Raw genomic sequence first — 20,232 nt, forward strand, 5'->3', positions numbered from 1 at the left:
GTCAGCCGGGTGAAGCGGAGCGTTGAGGAGCATCTGGAGGCCGTGCTCGGGCGGGTGACCGCACTGCCGGCGTTCGACCAGCCGCTGATGGAGGCGCTCGGTCTGGTGCTCGCCGAGGACATCGTCTCCGGCGTGAACCTGCCGGGGTTCGACAACTCGGCCATGGACGGTTACGCCGTCCGCGCCGAGGATCTGGCTGGTGCGTCGGCGGAGACCCCCATCACTTTGGCTGTAGCCGGTGAGCAGCGCGCAGGTCGGCCAGAGCCGACCATGGTCACGCCCGGCAAATGCATCCGGATCATGACCGGTGCACCGATGCCGCGCGGCGCGGACAGCGTCGTACCGGTGGAGTGGACCGACGGTGGCACGGTCAACGTGCAGATCGACCAGCAGCCGCCACTTGGTGGATCGGTACGGCGGTTTGGTGAGGACGTGCAGGCCGGACAGCAGGTGCTGCAGCGGGACACGCTCCTCGGGCCGCGGCAGATCGCCGTACTGGCTGCTGTTGGCCGGGCGCGGGTCAAGGCGCGTCCGCGGCCGCGAGTAGTCGTCGTGTCCACCGGGTCTGAGCTGCGTGAGCTGGGTACTGCCTTGGGCGACGGGCAGATCTATGACTCGAACAGCTACACCATGGCGGCCTGCGCGAGGGATGCCGGTGCTGAGGTCTACCGCGTCGGAGTAGTCGACGACGACGCGAAGAAGATCATGGACACGCTGATGGACCAGCTGTCCCGAGCAGACATGGTCATCACCACCGGTGGGGTCAGCAAGGGCGCGTACGACGTGGTGAAAGAGGTGCTGTCCAAGACGGGCACAGTCGACTTCCCGGAGGTCGCCATGCAGCCCGGGAAGCCGCAGGGCTTCGGAGTGCTCGGTGCTGACGACGTACCGATCTTCACGCTGCCTGGGAACCCGGTGTCGGCGTACGTCTCCTTCGAGGTGTTCGTCCGACCGGCTCTGCGCAAGCTGATGGGCCAGATGCCGTACCGGCGGAGTCTGTCGCGTGGAGTGGCACTGGACGAGTTCAAGTCGCCCTCCGGACGGCGGCAGTACGTCCGCGCAGCGGCCAGGTTGGGCGACCAGGGCTGGATGGCCAGTACAGTCGGCGGGCACGGCTCCCACCTGCTCGGCGGGCTGAGCCGGGCCAACGCCCTGATCGTGGTCCCGGAGGACGTGACGGCGGTCCGGGCCGGTGACCAGGTGGAGCTCTTGCTGCTGGACGAGGAGACCGGATGACGCAGGACCGGGGGCTGACCCACGTCGACGAGACGGGGGCGGCGCGAATGGTGGACGTCTCCGCCAAGGACACCAGCGCCCGGCGAGCTGTTGCCTCTGGCAAGGTTCTGGTCTCGGCCGAGGTGGTCGAGGCGCTGCGCGGGGACGGCGTACCGAAGGGCGACGCACTCGCGGTCGCCCGGATCGCCGGAATCATGGGGGCCAAGCGGACGCCTGACCTGGTGCCGCTGTGTCATCCGATCGCGATCACCGGTGCCAAGGTCGACCTCGAGGTGGCGGACGACGCGGTACTGATCACGGCGGCAGTGAAGACCACTGATCGGACCGGCGTCGAGATGGAGGCGCTGACCGCGGTGGCCGTGGCTGGGCTCGCGGTGATTGACATGGTGAAGGCGCTGGACCCGGCTGCCGTGCTGTCCGACGTACGCGTCGAGCGCAAAGAGGGTGGCAAGACCGGGCTCTGGGAGCGGCCGTGAAGGCGCTGGTCGTGAGCGTGTCCAACCGGGCCGCTGCCGGGGTCTACAGCGACACCACTGGTCCACTGATCGCAGAGCGGTTGGGTGACTGGGGTTTCGAGGTGTCGGGGCCGCAGGTCGTGCCAGATGGTGTGCCTGTCGGTGAGGCGCTGCGGCAGGCGGTCGCTGCGGCGTACGACGTCGTACTGACGACTGGTGGCACGGGAATCTCGCCGACGGACCGGACACCCGAGGAGACGGCTGCGGTCGTCGACAAGGTCGTGCCGGGGATCGCCGAGGCAATCCGCGCGTACGGCGTTGCCAACGGCGTACCGACGGCTGCACTGTCCCGTGGGCTCGCTGGAGTCGCCGGTACGACGGTCATCGTCAACCTGCCGGGGTCTCGTGGCGGGGTGAAGGACGGTCTCGCCGTACTGGAGCCGCTGCTGAAGCATGCGGTCGAGCAGGTGCGCGGTGGGGACCACGTGCGGACGGATACCGACTGATGGCGATCGTGCACTGGCCTGTCGAGCTGCAGCACGGACAGGTCGCGCTGCGGCCGTTGCGGGCCGGCGACGGTGCCGAGTGGGCAGCAGCACGGCAACGCAACATCAGCTGGCTACGGCCGTGGGACGCGACCCAGCCGCCCGGTGCGGATGACGGTGCGCGCACCTTTCGCGCGATGGCCCGTGACTGGAACCGGCAGGCGCGGTACGGCCGCATGCTGCCCTTCGTCATCACGTACGGCGGTGCGGCGGGCGCAGGTGCGCGGGCGAAGTGGCCGCTGGTCGGCCAGCTCACCGTCTCCGGCGTCACCTACGGCTCAGCCCGCTGGGCCAACCTCGGCTACTGGGTCGACGAGCAGTACGCCGGCCGTGGCATCGTGCCGACCGCGGTCGCGCTGGCCGCCGACCACTGCTGGTTCACCCTTGGACTGCACCGCATCGAGGTGGCAATCCGGCCCGAGAACAAGGCCAGCCTGCGCGTGGTGGAGAAGCTTGGTTTCCGGTACGAAGGGGAGCGGCCGCGGTTCCTGCACATCGACGGGGACTGGCGCGACCACCGCATCTTCGCGCTCAACAGTGAGGAAGTCGGGCCCGGTCTCGTCTCGCGATTGCAGTGACTACGCTCCGTACTGTTCACATCAGTCACACGAGTCTTCTTGCGACACACCGCGCCACGTACCCCATCTGGTGCGCGCTGGGTCTTAGCGTCATCGCATGGGGACGACAGGACTGATCTATGTGGCGATCGTCGCCGCGTGGGCTGCCTACCTCGTCCCGATGATGCTGAAGCGGAACGACGAGGCCAGGCGCCGCACGTCGGTGCCGTCGACAGCCGACGCACGCGTCCTGTCGAGGGACCCCGCCACCACCCGGTACGTCGTCCGTCCACCGGGCTCGAGTGACACCGCTTCGACCGACACCGTCGAGACCGCTGACGACCTGTCCCCACCGAAGCGCTACGTCCCCAACCGAGCCCGCCGGGTGGCCGCTATGCGCCGCCGGCGGGTCCTGTCGATCCTGACCCTTTCTCTCCTGTCAGTCACCGCACTGGCAGGACTTGGCATGCTCCTGTGGTGGACCGTCGCGATCCCCGGCAGCCTCATCGTCGGCTTCGTCGTCCTCACCCGCGTCCAGCTCCGCCGCCAGGCCCGCGACCGCGCCCGCCTCGCGGCGGAACGTCGTACCGTGCTGCAGTCCCGGCACGACCACGGCCCCGCCGGCAAGCCCGCCCCGTCCCCGGACGACGAGCTCACCATCGAGGTCAAGCTGCCGGCCGAGCCGGCCCCGGTCGTCGAGAAGCCTGCGGCGTCGACGGAAGGCCTGTGGGACCCGGTCCCCGTCACCCTCCCCATGTACGTCATGAAGGAGAAGGCGCCGGACCGGACGGTCCGCACCATCTCGCTGACCGACGACGAGGTCTTCTCCAGCGCCCGTACCACGGACCCCGCCGAGCAGCCCTTCGTCGCCGAAACCCGGCCGCCCGCCGTCGAAGAACCCGAGGTCAAGCGAGCCGTCGGCGACTGAGTATCCGGTTTTAGTCTCCGGGGCCCAACGTGTTAGAGTTTCGCGGTCGCCAGAGATAGTGTGGCGGCCCGATTTGGGGCTTTGGCGCAGTTGGTAGCGCGCTTCGTTCGCAACGAAGAGGTCAGGGGTTCGAATCCCCTAAGCTCCACGAAGTCGATGGGCGGCGTGTGCGGAATCCTTCGGATTCTCGCCACGTCGCCTTCGTCATTTGTGCGGCTTCGCTTCGCTCGCCGCGTTGCGGGGGCTCCGCCACCCGCACCCCCCGCGCCTCGCTTCGCATCGGCGGCTGGGGCTCGGGTTGCCGGTCGAGTGCGCCCCGCTTTGCTGAGGGGCGTTGCGTCCGAAGACTTGCGGGGTGACGCCTCCGGACGTTGTCCTCAAGCTCAACGCGGTTGTTCCAGCCGGACGGCGCAATGACCGCCAGGTCGATATCACTGTCCGGCGTTCCCTCTCCGCGAGCGATCGACCCGAAGAGGAGAACCGCCTGTACGTCGTCGTCGGTCACCGCGATGATCGCCTCTCGCAGGGCTGCTACCGGATCCACGCACCGGCACAGACGCCTCCGGAAGGCGACCCGTGCCCGAGAGCGGGGTCGGGTCGCGTTCGTCGCCTCGGGCCCTCGCTAGGCGGAGGGGTGGATGAAGGTTGTGATCAGGGCTCGGTAGCGTTCGACGGCGGCGCGGTCGCGGATGAAGTCGCGGAAGCCGTTGAGCGGGGTGTTGTAGTCGGTGATGAGGCCGGCGGGGACGGCGACGTCGCGGCGGCTTGACCATTGCAGGACGGTGCGTTGGCGTTCGACGGTCAGTTGCCAGGCGAGGTAGAGCTTCGCGGCGGCTGGGTGGCGTGCTGCGCGGAAGATGGCGGCTGTCCGTGGCCAACTCATGAATTGGTCTGTCTTCGGGGCTAGGTATTGCACCGCGCCCGGGACCAACGGCGAGACGTTGGAGAGGCTGACAGTGCGCTGGCCGCTGGCCAGGATGGCGTTGGTTGTCGGCGAGTTCGCGACGACCAGTGGCCGCTGCTCCATGAACTGCTCCATGAAGCGCAGACCGTATTTCTGCGTCACCAGGTAGAACGCGAACAGCACAGCGTCGTCCGCAGTGGGATCCGGTACGACGATCTTGTCGCGGAAGGCCGGAGTCAGGAAGTCGGTGGCGTCTCTCGGGCGTTCACCCTCGGAGAGCAGGGTGGTGTTGACGACGCGACCGAAGGATTGCGCGCTGATGCCGATGAAGGTGTCGTCGGGATCCCGGTACTGCTTGAAGACGGCCTGTGCGCCTGGGGGACGGTACGGCAGCAGCGCGTTCCGGGCCTTCCAATGGTCGAAGTCGTACAGGGTCTGCAGCTGAATGACGTCCGGCTCCAGTCCGCCGAGCGCCAGTTGCCGGTCGACAAGGGCGCTGTGCTCGGTGCTGTAGCGGACCTTGATGACCGTGTCGATTCCGGGGAAGGCGGTGGTGAACGCGTCCCGCGTCCGGTCCTCCTGAGTGGGTACGCTCCCGCCGGCCCACACGACGAGCCCGCCGCCCTCGTTCAGCGCGGCGCGGTACAGCCGCCGCAGTTCCGCGTCGTCACCACCGCCGGCCGCCAAGGCCCCGGTCTGGTTGAAGGCCAACGCGCTCACGCCGACCGCGCCAGCGGCGCCGTACCGGAGAAGTGTGCGTCGTCCGATGCCCGCATTGTTCAACGTCGTCTCCACGTTTCAACGGGCCGGTCGCGGCGGGGCGATCCGGGTCAGGGCGAAGTAGGCGGCCAGGCCGACGACGACGTGCATGACCGCCAGCACGACAACCCCGACCGGCGACTGACCGGTCACCAGCAGCGCGACGTCGGCGAGCATCGACACCGGCACGATGATGACGGCCAGCTTGCGCAGCAGCTCGACCGGCTTGGCGGCCTTGGCCGCGATGGCCGACCATGCGACCGTGGCGCCGGCGATGCCGATGACCGTCAGGAAGATGTAGGCGCCGGGCTGGAACCCCTTGAAATCATCGGGGACCGAGAAGACCGACCGGCCGATCAGCGCGAGCAGGGTGTTGATCAGGCTCGCCGCCACGATCGCCAGTACGGCGGCGCCGGCGAGCTTGCCGGGATGCGGGGAGCGGGTGCGTACACCGTCGGCCGCGGAGAGGGTAGTCACGAAGAACCTCCTGGGAATCGTCCGGTTTCTCCGGACTCAGCTCCCAGGAAAGTGCCTCAGCCTCCGAGCGACATCGGCGTCACCTCAGAGTTTGCTGGGAACTCGATGGCAGCGCTCGCCGCCGGAAGCAGCACTCTGAGCCAGGCGCCGCCGCGATGTGGTACCACGGTCGCGGAGCCCTGATGCGCGGCGACGATCGCGGCCACGATGCTGAGCCCCAGCCCGCTGCCTTCGCCCGTGCCCGCGACGCGATGCCGGGCGGTGTCGGCGCGGTAGAAGCGCTCGAACACCTTGTCCGCTTGGTCGGGCGCGATCCCCGGCCCGTGGTCGATGACGTCGAGAAGCTCGTCGTCCCCGTCACGGCTGAGCCGCACCTCGGCCGCCGTACCGGCCGGCGTGTGCGCGCGGACGTTGGCCAGCAGGTTCCCCAGCACCTGGCTCAGCCGGTGCTCGTCGCCCACGACCCGATGCGTGCCGGGCTCGATGATCAGGGTCAGGGACCGATCGGGATCGGCAGCCCTGGCATTCTGTACGGCGGCCGTGACCAGCTCGGCGAGATCCAGCTCGACCCGGTCGAGTGGTCGCCCCTGGTCCAGCCGCGCGAGCAGGAGTAGTTCGTCGACCAGGCTGGTCATCCGGTGCGTTTCGTCCTCGACCCGGCGCATCGCGTCCTCGAGCTGCTCGGGCTCGCTCAACGCCCCCTTCCGGACCAGCTGCGCGTAACCCGTGATCGCGGTCAGCGGCGTACGGAGCTCGTGACCGGCATCGGCGACGAACCGCCGCAACCTGTCCTCGGCCAACTGCCGCTGGGTGAACGCATGCTCGATCCGGCCGAGCATCTGATTCATCGACTGCCCGAGTACGGCGACCTCGGTCGGAGCCCCGGCGAGCTCGACCCGATGGGACAGCTCGCCGTCGGCAATCCGCGTGGCTGTGGCCGACATCGTGTCCAACGGTTTCAGCACGAACCTGCTCACCCCGACCGCGAGCGCGACGGCCAGTGCGAGAGCGATCAGCGTGACCGCGAGCTCGATGAGGATCAGCCGGTAGACCACGGCGTCCGACCAGGCCGTGGCCTCCGACACCAGCAGGAAGCGCCCGCCGGGCAGGGTGGCGACCTGAATCCGGTAATCCTCTCCTGCGGTGATCGTCAGCGGGGTTCCGCCGGCCGCATACCGCGCGAGGTCCGCGACGGGCGGCGTCGGCAGTGTCTGTACGGCGCCCGCGTGCGACAGCTGGTTGCCAGTGGCATCGATGATCGCGACCGAGCAGTTGCCGGCCGCGGCCGGGATCGACGGCAGCTGGCCGTCCGGACTCAGCATCTGCTGATTGGCCGACAACGCGATCTTGAGCTGCTGATCGGTCCGCTGATGCAGATAGGAGCCCAGCGCGGTGACGCCGACGATGCCCGCCGCCGCGAGCCCGATCGCGGTCACCGCGAGCACGCCGACCAGCAGCCTGCTGCGGAGCGAACGCAACCACGGTCGCCTCGCCATCAGGTCGCCGTACGGAGTAGGTAGCCGGCGCCGCGCACGGTCCGGATCAGCTGACCGTCCGGTCCGTCCAGCTTGCGCCGCAGGTAGTAGACGTAGGTCTCGACGATGCCCGAGTCGCCCTGGAAGTCGAATTTCCACACATGGTCGAGGATCTGCGCCTTCGACAGCACGCGCCCCGCGTTGAGCATCAGGTAGTGCAGCAGCTGGAATTCGGTCGCGGACAGGTCCACCAACTCGCCACCGCTCCACACCTCATGGGTATCCGGGTCAAGCTCAACCCGCCCCGCCTTCAGACGTTCACCTGCCTGCCGAACACTCCGGCCCCGCCTCAGCAACACCTTGATCCGGGCAACGAGCTCGTCGAGGTCGAACGGCTTGGTCACGTAGTCGTCACCGCCAAGGGTGAGCCCAGCAACCTTGTCCTCCCGCGCGTCCCGCGCCGTCAGGAACAGCACCGGCGCATCGACCCCGTCCCGACGCAACCGCCGGCAGACTTCGAACCCATCCAGGTCCGGCAGCATCACATCCAGCACGATCACCTCGGGCCGGAACTCGCGCGCCTGCTCAAGCGCCTCACTACCCGTGGCTGCGGACGCGACGGTGAAACCGGCGAACCGCAAGGTCGTGGTCAGCATCGCGAGGATGTTCTCCTCGTCGTCGACCACCAGCACTCTGGTTTCCGGCATGTTCATCTTCCCCGTTGGACAACGCTCCTGACCACGATAAACACCAAACCTCAGAACCAGCTCAGAGCTCGGCCGGCAGGCGCTCTGGTTCCCTGACCCACGGCTGGCTGAACGCCAAGGAACGCGTACCGACGGACGGGTAGAGGTCTCTCAATCGGCGAACCCGCACCGCGTGTCAGGCGTAGACCTCGCCGATTCCCACCACTACTCACCGTCCGTCGGTACGCCGATCCGGTTTCCCCAGAAGGCGTCGTCCACTGCCTGCCTCGGACGACTGGGTGCTTCGCCGCATCAGCAGCGACTGACCGACGTCATCGGTGAAACCCCAGCGGCGATAGAAAGGGATCAGGTCGGGCTGGCAGACGAGCTCGATGCTGCGAACCTGCTGAAGATCAGGGTGCGTCACGATCGCCTCCATCAGAGTTGCGCCGTGACCGCCGCCCCGGGACTCGGGTGCGACCACCACGTCGAGGACCAGGGCGACGTGCGCATAGTCGGTCAGGACTCGGGCGAATCCGACCAGGCGATCCTCGTCGACCAGCGCGATGATCAGGTCGGATTCTCTCAGGATCAGAGCGGTCTCCTCCGGCGTACGGTCGGTCAGCCACCAGGCGGAGCGGAAGAGCGCGGCGAGGTCCGGCAGGTGGTGGGGCTCGATGCGGTCGATGACGGTCATGGGTCCATTCTCGAATTGAGACTCGCCGTTGGTGTTGCGGCAGGTAATCTTGACTCGTTCCAGAAAAGGCGGAAGACTGCGGGGGTGCCTACGGTGGAGGAGCTCCAGCAGTTGCTGCGGGGCGTCGAGCTGCGGGTGACCCGGCCGCGGGTGGCGGTGTTGCAGGCGGTGTACACGCATCCGCACGCGGACACGGACTCGCTGATCGGGGCCGTGCGCAACGAACTGCCGGAGGTCTCGCACCAGGCGGTGTACGACTCGCTGCACACGTTGACGGCGGCCGGGCTGGTGCGCCGGATCCAGCCGCTGGGCTCGGTCGCGCGGTACGAGTCGCGGGTCGGGGACAACCACCACCATGTCGTGTGCCGCACCTGCGGCGCCATCGCTGATGTCGACTGTGCGGTCGGGCACGCTCCGTGCCTGACCGCCTCCAACGATCACGGGTTCGTCATCGACGAGGCCGAAGTCATCTACTGGGGGCTTTGCGCCGCCTGTGCTTGACCCTTCTTGCAAAACGTCCAGTCCTGGAAGGATTTAGATGTCCGACAACCATGAGCCGCACGAGCCCCTGCCCGGTGAAGGCAGCGTGGAGAGCCGCGGCGAAGAGAACGTAGGCGGTTGCCCGGTGGCCCACGGCCAGGGCGTGCAGCCGACCTCGGGCGACGCGAACCGGGGCTGGTGGCCGAACCAGCTAAACCTGAAGATCCTGGCCAAGAACCCGGCGGTCGCCAACCCGCTCGGTGCGGACTTCGACTACAAGGCGGAGTTCGAGAGCCTGGACCTGGCCGCCGTGAAGGCGGACATCCAGGAGACGCTGACCACCTCGCAGGACTGGTGGCCGGCCGACTTCGGGCACTACGGCCCGCTGATGATCCGGATGGCGTGGCACAGCGCCGGGACGTACCGGATCAGCGACGGCCGCGGTGGCGCCGGCGCCGGGCAGCAGCGGTTCGCGCCGCTGAACAGCTGGCCGGACAACGCCAACCTGGACAAGGCCCGCCGGCTGCTCTGGCCGGTCAAGAAGAAGTACGGCCAGAAGATCTCCTGGGCCGACCTCTTGATCCTGACCGGCAACGTGGCGCTGGAGTCGATGGGCTTCAAGACCTTCGGGTACGCCGGTGGCCGGGCCGACGTGTGGGAGCCGGAGACCGACGTCTACTGGGGTCCCGAGACGGGCTGGCTGGACGACGAGCGGTACAGCGGTGACCGCGAGCTGCAGAAGCCGCTGGGCGCCGTACAGATGGGTCTCATCTACGTGAACCCGGAAGGCCCGAACGGGAACCCGGACCCGCTGGCCTCGGCCCGCGACATCCGCGAGACCTTCGGCCGGATGGCGATGAACGACGAGGAGACCGTCGCGCTGATCGCCGGTGGTCACACCTTCGGCAAGACCCACGGTGCCGGTAACGCCGAGGAGCACGTCGGGGTCGAGCCCGAGGGCGCCGACCTCGAGCACCAGGGCCTCGGCTGGAAGAGCACGTTCAACTCCGGCAAGGGCAAGGACGCGATCACCAGCGGTCTCGAGGTCACCTGGACCACGAAGCCGACCCAGTGGACGAACGACTTCTTCGAGATCCTGTTCGGCCACGAGTGGGAGCTGACCAAGTCCCCGTCCGGTGCGAACCAGTGGGTCGCCAAGGACTCCGAGGCGATCATCCCGGACGCGTACGACGGCCCGGCGAAGAAGCCGACGATGCTGACCAGCGACCTGGCGCTGCGCGTCGACCCGATCTACGAAGAGATCTCGCGCCGGTTCAAGGACAACCCGGACCAGTTCGCGGACGCGTTCGCCCGCGCCTGGTTCAAGCTGACCCACCGCGACATGGGCCCGATCGTCCGGTACCTCGGCCCCGAGGTCCCGTCCGAGACGCTGATCTGGCAGGACCCGCTGCCGGCCGTCGACCACGAACTGATCGGTGCCGGCGACGTCGACGCGCTGAAGGCGCAGATCGCGGCCTCCGGCCTGTCGGTGTCGCAGCTCGTCTCGACCGCCTGGGCCGCCGCGTCCAGCTTCCGCGGGAGCGACAAGCGCGGTGGCGCGAACGGCGCCCGCATCCGCCTGCAGCCGCAGGCCGGCTGGGAGGTCAACAACCCCGACCAGCTCGCCCAGGTGCTGCGCACGCTCGAAGGCATCCAGTCCTCCTTCAAGCAGTCGTCGTCCGGGAAGGCGGTCTCCCTGGCCGACCTGATCGTCCTCGCCGGCGGTGTCGGCGTCGAGGTCGCGGCCAAGAACGGCGGCGTCGACATCGTCGTACCGTTCACCCCGGGCCGCACGGACGCGACCCTGGAGCAGACCGACGTCGAGTCCTTCGAGGCCCTCGAGCCGGTCGCCGACGGTTTCCGCAACTACTACGGCAAGGGCAACCGCCTCCCCGCGGAGTACCTCCTGCTCGACAAGGCGAACCTGCTCACCCTGAGCGCCCCCGAGCTCACCGTCCTGGTCGGCGGCCTCCGCGTCCTCGGCACCAACTACGACGGTTCGTCGTACGGCGTCCTCACCGAGAACCCGGGCACCCTCACCAACGACTTCTTCGCGAACCTGCTCGACCTGGGCACCGAGTGGAAGTCGACCGACGCCAGCCAGGAGTTCTTCGAGGCGAAGGGTACTGACGGCAAGGTCAAGTGGACCGGCACCCGCGCCGACCTCGTCTTCGGCTCGAACTCCGAACTCCGCGCCGTCGCCGAGGTCTACGCCTCCGACGACGCCAAGTCCAAGTTCGTCACCGACTTCGTCGCCGCCTGGCACAAGGTCATGGAACTGGACCGCTTCGACCTGCACCGCTGACCCACCCCGCGAAGGCCGGCTCCCTGTTCAAGCGAGCCGGCCTTCCGGCTTGTCAGGCCGCCCGAGACCGGGTACGAGCTGGACCTTCGTCGGCAGGTGGAATTCGTCGAGACCACCACGGCTCGAGGCCGCATCGTGTCGGTGCCGACGCATCTCTCTCGGCTCGACCTCGATGCGGCGCTCGCCACGGTGACGCTGCCGTTGCATCTGAACTGGTCAGAACCCGGACGAAGCTTCGACCTGCGGAACCGGGCCGACCGCGCGAGGGTGTACGAGACCGTTCTGCGTGAGGGCGGGCCGGAGGACATCCTGCAGTACGTCGACGGAGCTTTCCTGGTCGACCTTTGGCCGGAGCTGGTGTTGCCGCGTGACGTCCGTGCCGCCTGGAGCGACGTGATCGAGCACGCCACATGACCACCGACGTGCTGCGGGGACGGTAGCTGGCGAGTGTGCGTAATGAACCGTCGACTGTGACCACCGGGTCGTTGTCCATCGATTACCGGCGGCAATCTCCTCACAGTCGGGGTGAGCTGCCCCTTTGGTGCGCGGCGAGCGAAGCCACCGTGCCGATGGAGAGCTGGCGGGTTGGGGCGCGGACCGCCAGCACCGTCCAACTCTGTGCGGCTCGCGTGGTTCACGCTCAGCGCGTCCTGCCCGGAGCGTTGAGGAGCGGGTTGGTGGGTGATGCAGATCCGCCTCGGCCGCACGTCCCGGGAGAGCGAGGCGTGGTACATCCGAACCGATCACAGCGTCCGAGAACACGCCGACCAGGTACTGCGGGCCTTCGGACGTAGCGAGGCTGCTTTCCTGATTCCTTGTGGGGGTTGGGGGTGCGTGACAGGCTGGCGGAGGATTTGGCGTCGGCGAAGGGCACTGGGATGCGGTTTCATCATGATCGGGAACCTGCGGGGGACCTGACGTTCAGTGATGTGTTTTTGGTGCCTAGCCGGTCTCGGGTGACGTCGCGGCTGGATGTGGACCTGGCGACGGGGGATGGGAGTGGGGCTTCGATTCCGGTCGTGGCGGCGAATATGACCGCCGTGTCGGGGCGGCGGATGGCGGAGACTATTGCTCGGTGTGGTGGGCTGGCGGTGATTCCGCAGGACATTCCGGTGGATGTGGTTCGGGAGGTCGTTGCCTGGGTCAAGGATCGAGATCCGGTGCACGACACGGCTTTGGTGCTGCCGCCCGGCGGGACTGTGGGGGAGGCGTTGAATCTGCTGCCGAAGCGGGGACATGGGGCGGTGGTGGTGGTTGACCGCGGGCGACCCGTCGGGGTGGTGACTGAGGCGGATTGTGCTGGGGTGGATCGGTTCACGCAGTTGGATGCGGTGATGTCGCGGGAGTTGCTGACGGTGCCGGCCGGGATTGATCCGGAGGCGGCGTTCAACCAGTTGCACGACGGGCGGCATCGGTTGGCGCCGGTGGTGGATGCGGCCGGGACGATTGTCGGGATTCTGACCCGGCAGCGGGCGCTCCGGGCGACGCTGTACGAGCCGGCGCTGGACGCGAACAACAAGCTCCGCGTCGCGGCGGCGATCGGGATCAACGGCGATGTGGAGCAGCGGGCGAAAGCCTTGCTGGACACGGGAATCGACGTACTGGTGATCGATACCGCACACGGTCACCAGGAGCGGATGCTCGACGTACTGAAGCTGGTGAAGAGCCTCGACCCACAGATCCCGATCGTCGCGGGCAACGTGGTGACAGCGGAGGGCGTGAGCGATCTCGTCGAGGCGGGCGCGGACATCATCAAGGTTGGCGTCGGACCGGGCGCGATGTGCACGACACGGATGCAGACGGCTGTCGGTCGACCGCAGTTCTCCGCCGTACTGGAGTGTGCCGCCCGCGCGCGTGAGCTGGGCAAGCACGTCTGGGCGGACGGCGGCGTACGGCATCCGCGCGATGTCGCGCTGGCGCTCGCGGCGGGCGCGTCGAGTGTGATGATCGGGTCGTGGTTCGCCGGGACGTACGAGTCGCCCGGGGATGCGCATCGCGACAGCGACGGGCGGATCTACAAGGAGAGCTTCGGGATGGCGTCCGCGCGGGCGGTGCGGTTGCGGACGGCTGACGACACCCCGTTCCAGCGGGCGCGGAAGGCGATCTTCGAGGAGGGGATCTCGTCGGCGCGGATGTACCTCGACCCCGAGAGCCCGAGTGTCGAGGATCTGCTCGACTCGATCGTCTCCGGGGTGCGCAGTTCCTGCACGTACGTCGGCGCCGCGAACCTGGCCGAGTTCCACGAGAAGGCGGTCGTCGGCCTGCAGACCGCGGCCGGGTACGCCGAGGGCAAGCCGATGCCGACCAGTTGGTGACCGAGGGGGTGTCTCCTGCCCAGCAGACACCCCCTAATCCCCGGGGTGAGGTTGAGTACACAACAACCTCATACGGCGAGCGATTGGCAGGCGCGGGGGCCGGTGGCAGTCTGTAGTCAGCAGGGGGGAGGGAACGCCTCCGATGGGCTGCAGGTGGCGTTCGATCTCGCTGGGGGAGTTGAGATCGAACGGCTCAGCACAGAAGGCGTTTCGGACGTGGTCGCGGGTGGTGGCGAAGGTTAGGCCGAGGCTTGGGAGGGCGACTCGGTCAGCCGGCCCCACCCGCGACTACCGTCTATCGTGGGACCGTGCCGGCCATCCCGATCGTCTGTGACGAGTCCGGCTATGAGGGTGAGAAGCTCGTCGGTGGGGTGACGGACGTCTTCGCGCACGCGAGCATCCGCCTCGACCAGGAGACCGCAGCGGCCTGCGTCGCCGAACTGCGCGCCCGCATCAAGTCCCCGGCCACGATGTACAAGGCCAATCACCTCCTGCGCGCCAAACACCGAGCCACCCTGCTCTGGTTCCTCGGCCCGGACGGCCCGCTGCCCGGCAACGCCAGCGTCTTCGTGATCGACAAGACCTACTTCCTGATCACCGCCCTCGTCGACCTCCTCGGTGCACCACCGTCGACAACCACCTTCCTGTACGACGCTCATCGGCGTACCGGGCGGGCCCGCGAGTTCCTCGACACGGCCAACGACTACCTCCGCGCCCACGAGACCGCCGTACTGCCAAGGCTCGACCCGCTACTCCCCGCGATCATCCGAGCCGCCGAACACTGGAGTGACGGCACCCCGGTCCTGATCGCCCACGACCGCCAAACCACCCTCTCCCCAACCCGAATCACCGCGCTCCGCGAGAAGAGCCCCGCGATCGCGGCCATCGAGCAGCTGGACTCCTTCGTCGACCACCGAGTCCAGATCGCCGACTTCCTGGCCGGCATCACCTACCGCATCGCCTCCGGCCGGCTCCACGGCAACGACGACCCAGGGGTCTGGGCCGCGCTGACGCCGTACCTCGATCCGGCGTCGCTGTGGATCGAGGACAGATTGCACGTTGTTGCAAGGAAGATCTGACCACAACCAGCCAGCGCGCGATTACGATCTGTCCTTCTGCGGCGATGAGGCGTCGCAGATCTCACTGGGGGCTTCGTGCGTAGATTCTGCGGTCTGTTGGTTGTGCTGTCGCTCATCTTGTCCGGACTGGTCGCTGGTCCGGCTCAAGCCGTCTCCACTGGTCGCGAGGGTCCACCTGCCCCGGCGATCGGCGGTGCCTCAGCTACGAGTGGTCGTGGTCAGTACGTACCGCTCGCGGCGCCCAAACGCGTACTCGACACCGGCGCGGCAACGCTTGTGGCTGCAGGGAAGACCGTGACCACGGCGCTCGGAGGACGCAACGGCCTGCCCGCCAGTGGCATGTCGGGAGTCATGGCCAACATCATCGTCATGACTGCGTCGGCGAACGGTTCGCTGCCGACCTGGGCGGTGGGCGATCCGGAACCTGCGGTCTGGACGATGCAGTTCAAGTCGACCCAGACCTACGGTTCCACGTCGAGCCTGATCCGGACCAACAGCACCGGGCAGTTCAACTTCAAGAACAACAGCACCGGCACTATCCGCGTCCTCATCGATGTCTTCGGCTATTACACCGACGACACCGTGCCGGTGGCGGCCAGCCGGTTCGTTCCGCTCAAGCAGACGCGCATCGTGGACACCCGGACCGGTCTCGGCGGCGTTCCGGTAGGGACCGCGCCCACGGACAAGAGCCTCACGTTCGCCGTTGCAGGCAAGGGCGGGCTGCCCGCTGTTGGAGCCATCTCGGCGGTTGCCGTCAACGTCACAGCCTGGATGCCCGCCGCAGCAGGAACATGGGTGGTGCATCCCGCCGGTGCCGCCGTGCCGGTTGTGTCGAACGGCAGCTACAACGTAAAGCGTCCACTGACCAGCTCCGCGATCGCTGTCCTCTCGGCGAACGGCCAGCTCGGCCTGTACGGCGGTAAAGGCGCATCGCACTTCACGATCGACGTCGTGGGCTACTACACGCCCTCGAGCAACACCGGTGCGGCGTCGATGCGAGTCACCGCGGCCAAGCCCGTCCGAGTCCTCGACACCGGCACCACGCTGATCGCCGCGGGTGGATCGAAGACGCTTCACGTCGCGGGCGTCGCTGAGGTTCCGCAAGGTGTAGGTGCCGTGGCGCTGCACCTGATGGCCTCCGGTACCGCGACATCCGGCGAACTCATCACCTACCCGACCGGCCAGGCCAAGCCGACGCCGGCGACCGACGTCGTCTACGCCCCCGATCCCTATTCGTACAACCTGGTGTGGGCCAGAGTCAGCGCCACCGGCGACGTGACCATCACCAACGGCACCAGCGCACCAGCGCGGATCTACGGCGAACTTCAAGGCTATGCGGTGTCGCCGCAAGCACCCGGTACGCCGACCGCTGTCAAGGCCACTCCCTCCAACGCAGGGGCATCGGTCGCCTGGTCAGCGCCCGATGACGACGGCGACCTGACCATCGCGAACTACCGCGTGTCCATCACCCCCGGCGGCCGAACGGTGACGGCAACCTCCACCACGGCTGTCATCGACGGTTTGACCAACGGGCGGCAGTACACGTTCCGGGTCACGGCAATGAACGCCGCCGGACCCTCGGCAGCTTCCGCCTCCTCACCGGCAGTAACCCCACGGCTGCCGGCTCCTCCCGGCAAACCGTTCATCACGAGCTCAACGCCACGTCACGCATCGGCAGCGGTGAGTTGGTCTCCGCCGACAGGCGCGGACAGCATTGTGAGCTACAAGGTCACCGCCACGCCTGGTGGGACTTCAGTGACTACTGCTGGAACGGCGCGGTCAGTGGTCCTGACCGGGCTCACCAACGACACGTACTACGATATCGTCGTGACTGCCGTCAACGGCAACGGGTCCGCAGAGTCTACACCTGTACCGGTTCGGCCACGACCCGCTGAGGTTCCCATGGCGCCGATGATCAACGCGGTCACCGAACTGGACGGCCGTGTCGACGTGCAATGGGTGCATCCGCCCGACGGCGGCGGCGACATCACGGGCTACGAGCTGGAAGCGTCACCCGGCAACATCGTCCAGAGCATCGCGCCGGACACGACCGTGGCAGCCGTGCGTGGTCTCGCGAACGGCACTGCCTACACCTTCAAGGTCCGCGCGAAGAATATTGCCGGTGATGGGCCTCAGGCAACGTCCACCGCGACCCCGATCGCCGAGCGCGCGCCCGATGTGCCGTCCAGCATCAATGTAGCTGCCGGCGCTCCCGGGACGCTGGCCGTCAATTGGCGTGCACCGGCAGATACCGGAACCTCCGCGATCACCGGCTACACGGTCAAGGTGTCGCCTGGCGGCCGCACCATCGACGTCACCGCGACCTCTGCCAGCGTCGCCGGCCTCGATCCGGAGACCGAGTACACCCTGACCGTCGCGGCGAAGAACGCGACCGGGACCGGTGCGGCGAGTACGCCCACGTCGCCGATCCGGCCCCGCGTCGCGATCAAGAAGACACCGGTCGTCCTCAGCCCGGCGTCACTGGCTGCCATCAGTGAGATGTCGTCCGACGGCGCCATCGCGATCGAGCGCCCTACCCCGCAACTGGCCGCGATCGTCGTTGGCGACATCGTCGTGGGCGAATCGTCGGCGGTGGCACCGTTGGGGTTCATGAAGAAGGTGGTGCGCATCGACAGCTACGCAGGGATGCGTGTGCTGCTGACGGAGGACGCGCCACTGACCGACGTACTGTCGGAAGGCGAACTGTTTATGCGTGGGGAGATGCTCGACGAAGACGTTGCCTCCTTCGAGCCCGCGATGCCTGGTATCCGGTTGCGCGAGTCCACGATCCGCGGCAAGACACTGCGCCAAGGAGGCGCGGAATCACGCCTGGCGCCGGCAGGTGACTGGACGATCGGAATGCGCAACGGCGCCTTCATGATCGAGATGGAGAACTCGTTCGGAGGTGTCGAGGGAAAGGTCTCCGAAGGATTCGATCTGCGGTTGACCGCCATGCTCAAACCGTTCTGGGACGGCAAGCTCGAGACCGGGTCGCGCAGGGCTGACCTGCAGCTCGGCGTCGAAACCACGATGCAGTTCAAGGCGTTCCTCAAGGCCAGAGGCGGCGGCTTCGACAAACCCTTCACACTGGGCAAGCTCCGCGGAGTCTGCCTCCGCTTCATGATCGGCGTGGTCCCCATCCAGGTCTGCCCCGAAGCGAAGCTGAAGCTGAGAATCGAGGCAAGCGGTAAGGCCAGCATCCTGATCGACGGCGAGTTCGGCCAGCGGGTAGGTGTCAACATCTTCAGCGCCCCCGGGTCGGTCGGGGGAGAGCCGTTCGAGTCACAGCTGAAGCCTGGATTCCTTCGAGTGACCCCGTCGTTGCAGGCGGAGGGACGCGTGACGCTCGAAAATGCGCTAGGGCTGGTCTTCAACGGTCTCGGCGGACCCGAAATCACGCTGAGCCCCTACATCGAGGGTGAGGTGAACCTCGGAGCCGAGCCCTGGGCAGAAGCCACCATCGGGCTCACCATGGACGCCGGCTTGAACTTCAACGCCTTCGGCATCAAACAGGAATGGACGAAGAAGAAGATCCTCGACATCGAGATCAAGCACTGGGAGACCTCCGGACCCTTCAACGGCATCGTCCTCGATCCACCGACAGCACAGATTCTCGGCGGCGAATCGGTACAGATACGTGGCTCGATCTCGGCACACCCAGATGAACCGATCAGCAGATGGCGGCTCGGTGAACACAGCGTCGGATCGATCACATCGAACGGGCTGTTCTCGGCCCCGCCAGGAACCAACGGCGACGCCAAAGTCATCGCAGAGGTCGACGCCACCGTGACCCACCCCAAGTTTGTCGCGGACATGACTGTGCGGGTCGGGGTACGCCGACCGGACGCGGTGACCGACGTCCGCGTCGCTCCGGCAGACCTCGGGGCCACCATCAGCTGGAAAGCCCCAGGGCAGAACGGTGGCACACCGCTCACCCAGTACGTCGTGACAACCGACCCGGACACCGGAGCCCGCTACGTGCCGGCCGGAAAAACCAGCGTTACGCTCGGCGGACTGTCCGATGGCAAGACCTACACCGCCTCCGTCCGTGCGGTCAACGCAGTGGGCATCGCGGACCCGGTCATGAGCGAAGACTTCGTGGTCAGGCGTGCGATCGTCAGTGACTTCTCCGCCACCGACATCAGCCGCGGTCTCGGCGAACCAGCGTTGGGGCTCGATCTTCAAGCCGGCCGGAGCGACATCGGCCTGTACTATGCCGCCGTCTCCGAGACCGGCCGTTACGCGTTCTTCAACGTCCCCGGCATGGACTGGATCACCGCCGTTCCCGGGCTCCCGTACGACGGCCAGCAGTATCTCGTCCGCCGCGACCTCTACACCGGCGAATACGAGCTCGCTTCCAAAGCCGAGGACGGCATCACCCCCCAGCCGATCGTGTCCGCGCCGTACTACTACAACAAAACGCTCCCGAACGCCGGCGACGGCCGGTACGTCGCCTACCAGGTCATGGCCGGAACCTCGCAGGTCCGGATTTTCGTTCACGACCTCACGACCGGTGCGACCTGGACGTCGGGAGCTCCCGTCGACAACGTCGCGGCGATCCGACTCACCCCGTCAGGTTCCTATCTGGCCTACGTCGTCCAGAGAACTGGTTCCAGCGGAGAAATGATCAACGAGATCTATCGAGCGTCGCCCAGTGGCCGGGTACGGGTGGACACCTGCCCCGGCCAGCCAACCTGCCGGTGGGATCCCTTCGGCCGGCTCGGGATGTCGGCGGACGGCAACACCGTCATGTACTCGGCGACTCCGATCGATCCAGCGCATCCGAACAACGGCAGAGCTGTCTGGGTTTTCAAGAATGTCTCCGCGGGTTCCTTCACCTTGCCCTACGCCACCATGAAGGATGGAATCCTCGACATGAACTTCAGTGACGACGGCACCGGGATGCTCGCCGTGGGGATCGATTCGGCGACCTTCGACTTCTACGACGTAGCCAAGCCCGCTGGGCAGCCGTTCACCATCGCCGATGCACTGGAAACAGAGAATCCGCTGAGCGTCTACAACGGCGGAGAAGTCAGCAGTGGCGCAAAGAAGGTCGCCATGCTCAGAGAGCTCACCGAAGACGAGCGACGGCTGTATGTCTACGACGTCGCCAGCCGCCAGAAGATCGAGGTCCCGGGACCGATAGTCGACACCCCCTACGAAGACTTCGCCATCGATCTGTCCGACGACGGCAGCCTGGTCAGCTGGGGCCGGTTCGACGATGCAGGAGGCCGCTGCGGATTCGGTTGCAACGGCGTACAGGCCATGCGCGTGAGCTGACCCGCCGGTTCGTGCGGTTGCCGAGTCGCGAAAGGGCTTGGCAACCGCCGGTCG

17 protein-coding genes and 1 tRNA gene are annotated in these 20,232 nt (G+C 67.2%); 12 read left to right on the top strand and 6 right to left on the bottom strand.

The genetic code is table 11. From position 1 onward, the window contains the following. Positions 1-9: 9 nt before the first annotated feature. The 6 genes from glp (at position 10) to ACFVWG_RS40690 (ending at position 3,869) form a co-directional block, all read left to right on the top strand. Positions 10-1,236 carry a gephyrin-like molybdotransferase Glp gene (glp, locus tag ACFVWG_RS40665; protein WP_391548878.1) on the top strand — a complete coding sequence of 409 codons (1,227 nt, stop codon included), beginning with the start codon at positions 10-12 and terminating at the stop codon, positions 1,234-1,236. Next, on the top strand, positions 1,233-1,712 hold the full coding sequence (gene moaC / locus ACFVWG_RS40670; protein WP_391548879.1) for a cyclic pyranopterin monophosphate synthase MoaC: 480 nt from the start codon (positions 1,233-1,235) through the stop codon (positions 1,710-1,712). The genes glp and moaC overlap by 4 nt, the downstream gene beginning before the upstream one ends. After that, positions 1,709-2,197, top strand: a complete 489-nt coding sequence (locus tag ACFVWG_RS40675) for a molybdenum cofactor biosynthesis protein B (RefSeq protein WP_391548880.1) — start codon at positions 1,709-1,711, stop codon at positions 2,195-2,197. Before moaC ends, ACFVWG_RS40675 begins: the two co-directional genes overlap by 4 nt. Further along, entirely contained in the window at positions 2,197-2,814 is a 618-nt protein-coding gene (locus ACFVWG_RS40680) for a GNAT family N-acetyltransferase (protein WP_391548881.1), read from the top strand. The genes ACFVWG_RS40675 and ACFVWG_RS40680 overlap by 1 nt, the downstream gene beginning before the upstream one ends. Before the next feature lie 97 nt (positions 2,815-2,911). Next, a complete protein-coding gene (locus ACFVWG_RS40685) occupies positions 2,912-3,721 on the top strand; it encodes a hypothetical protein (protein WP_391548882.1) in 810 nt (269 codons plus the stop codon). 75 nt (positions 3,722-3,796) lie between these two features. Next, positions 3,797-3,869: transfer RNA gene (locus ACFVWG_RS40690), tRNA-Ala, on the top strand. On the opposite strand, the gene ACFVWG_RS40695 is transcribed toward ACFVWG_RS40690, so the two are convergent. The 6 genes from ACFVWG_RS40695 to ACFVWG_RS40720 form a co-directional block, all read right to left on the bottom strand. After that, entirely contained in the window at positions 3,843-4,265 is a 423-nt protein-coding gene (locus ACFVWG_RS40695; RefSeq protein WP_391548883.1) for a nucleotidyltransferase domain-containing protein, read from the bottom strand. The genes ACFVWG_RS40690 and ACFVWG_RS40695 overlap by 27 nt on opposite strands. Before the next feature lie 78 nt (positions 4,266-4,343). Continuing rightward, positions 4,344-5,420: an ABC transporter substrate-binding protein gene (locus ACFVWG_RS40700; RefSeq protein ID WP_391548884.1), complete on the bottom strand. Its 1,077-nt coding sequence runs from the start codon at positions 5,418-5,420 to the stop codon at positions 4,344-4,346. Between the two features lie 3 nt (positions 5,421-5,423). Beyond that, positions 5,424-5,861, bottom strand: a complete 438-nt coding sequence (locus ACFVWG_RS40705; RefSeq protein ID WP_391548885.1) for a DUF6069 family protein — start codon at positions 5,859-5,861, stop codon at positions 5,424-5,426. A 56-nt stretch (positions 5,862-5,917) separates the two neighbouring features. Next, entirely contained in the window at positions 5,918-7,357 is a 1,440-nt protein-coding gene (locus ACFVWG_RS40710) for a sensor histidine kinase (RefSeq protein ID WP_391548886.1), read from the bottom strand. Then, positions 7,357-8,043: a response regulator transcription factor gene (locus ACFVWG_RS40715; protein ID WP_391548887.1), complete on the bottom strand. Its 687-nt coding sequence runs from the start codon at positions 8,041-8,043 to the stop codon at positions 7,357-7,359. Before ACFVWG_RS40715 ends, ACFVWG_RS40710 begins: the two co-directional genes overlap by 1 nt. A gap of 208 nt (positions 8,044-8,251) precedes the next feature. Beyond that, entirely contained in the window at positions 8,252-8,719 is a 468-nt protein-coding gene (locus tag ACFVWG_RS40720; RefSeq protein ID WP_391548888.1) for a GNAT family N-acetyltransferase, read from the bottom strand. A gap of 93 nt (positions 8,720-8,812) precedes the next feature. Between ACFVWG_RS40720 and ACFVWG_RS40725 the strand changes: the two genes are divergently transcribed. The 6 genes from ACFVWG_RS40725 (at position 8,813) to ACFVWG_RS40750 (ending at position 20,178) form a co-directional block, all read left to right on the top strand. Next, a complete protein-coding gene (locus ACFVWG_RS40725; RefSeq protein WP_391548903.1) occupies positions 8,813-9,220 on the top strand; it encodes a Fur family transcriptional regulator in 408 nt (135 codons plus the stop codon). 37 nt (positions 9,221-9,257) lie between these two features. Next, positions 9,258-11,504, top strand: a complete 2,247-nt coding sequence (katG, locus tag ACFVWG_RS40730) for a catalase/peroxidase HPI (protein ID WP_391548890.1) — start codon at positions 9,258-9,260, stop codon at positions 11,502-11,504. Between the two features lie 96 nt (positions 11,505-11,600). Beyond that, on the top strand, positions 11,601-11,918 hold the full coding sequence (locus ACFVWG_RS40735; protein ID WP_391548891.1) for a hypothetical protein: 318 nt from the start codon (positions 11,601-11,603) through the stop codon (positions 11,916-11,918). A gap of 464 nt (positions 11,919-12,382) precedes the next feature. Further along, positions 12,383-13,819, top strand: coding sequence for a GuaB1 family IMP dehydrogenase-related protein (locus ACFVWG_RS40740; protein ID WP_391548892.1), 1,437 nt, complete (start codon positions 12,383-12,385; stop codon positions 13,817-13,819). A 308-nt stretch (positions 13,820-14,127) separates the two neighbouring features. After that, positions 14,128-14,898: a hypothetical protein gene (locus tag ACFVWG_RS40745; protein ID WP_391548893.1), complete on the top strand. Its 771-nt coding sequence runs from the start codon at positions 14,128-14,130 to the stop codon at positions 14,896-14,898. A 75-nt stretch (positions 14,899-14,973) separates the two neighbouring features. Continuing rightward, a complete protein-coding gene (locus ACFVWG_RS40750; protein ID WP_391548894.1) occupies positions 14,974-20,178 on the top strand; it encodes a fibronectin type III domain-containing protein in 5,205 nt (1,734 codons plus the stop codon). The last annotated feature ends 54 nt before the right edge of the window (positions 20,179-20,232 follow it).

The organism is Kribbella sp. NPDC058245, from assembly GCF_042882005.1.
In the GTDB taxonomy this organism is placed as follows: domain Bacteria; phylum Actinomycetota; class Actinomycetes; order Propionibacteriales; family Kribbellaceae; genus Kribbella.

What these genes read in the sequence shown, in the direction of transcription:
- moaC (WP_391548879.1), top strand. Translation starts at nt 1,233, where the DNA reads ATGACGCAGGACCGGGGGCTGACCCACGTCGACGAGACGGGGGCGGCG.
- ACFVWG_RS40680 (WP_391548881.1), top strand. Translation starts at nt 2,197, where the DNA reads ATGGCGATCGTGCACTGGCCTGTCGAGCTGCAGCACGGACAGGTCGCG.
- ACFVWG_RS40685 (WP_391548882.1), top strand. Translation starts at nt 2,912, where the DNA reads ATGGGGACGACAGGACTGATCTATGTGGCGATCGTCGCCGCGTGGGCT.
- ACFVWG_RS40710 (WP_391548886.1), bottom strand. Translation starts at nt 7,357, where the DNA reads ATGGCGAGGCGACCGTGGTTGCGTTCGCTCCGCAGCAGGCTGCTGGTC.
- ACFVWG_RS40715 (WP_391548887.1), bottom strand. Translation starts at nt 8,043, where the DNA reads ATGCCGGAAACCAGAGTGCTGGTGGTCGACGACGAGGAGAACATCCTC.
- ACFVWG_RS40720 (WP_391548888.1), bottom strand. Translation starts at nt 8,719, where the DNA reads ATGACCGTCATCGACCGCATCGAGCCCCACCACCTGCCGGACCTCGCC.
- katG (WP_391548890.1), top strand. Translation starts at nt 9,258, where the DNA reads ATGTCCGACAACCATGAGCCGCACGAGCCCCTGCCCGGTGAAGGCAGC.
- ACFVWG_RS40740 (WP_391548892.1), top strand. Translation starts at nt 12,383, where the DNA reads ATGCGGTTTCATCATGATCGGGAACCTGCGGGGGACCTGACGTTCAGT.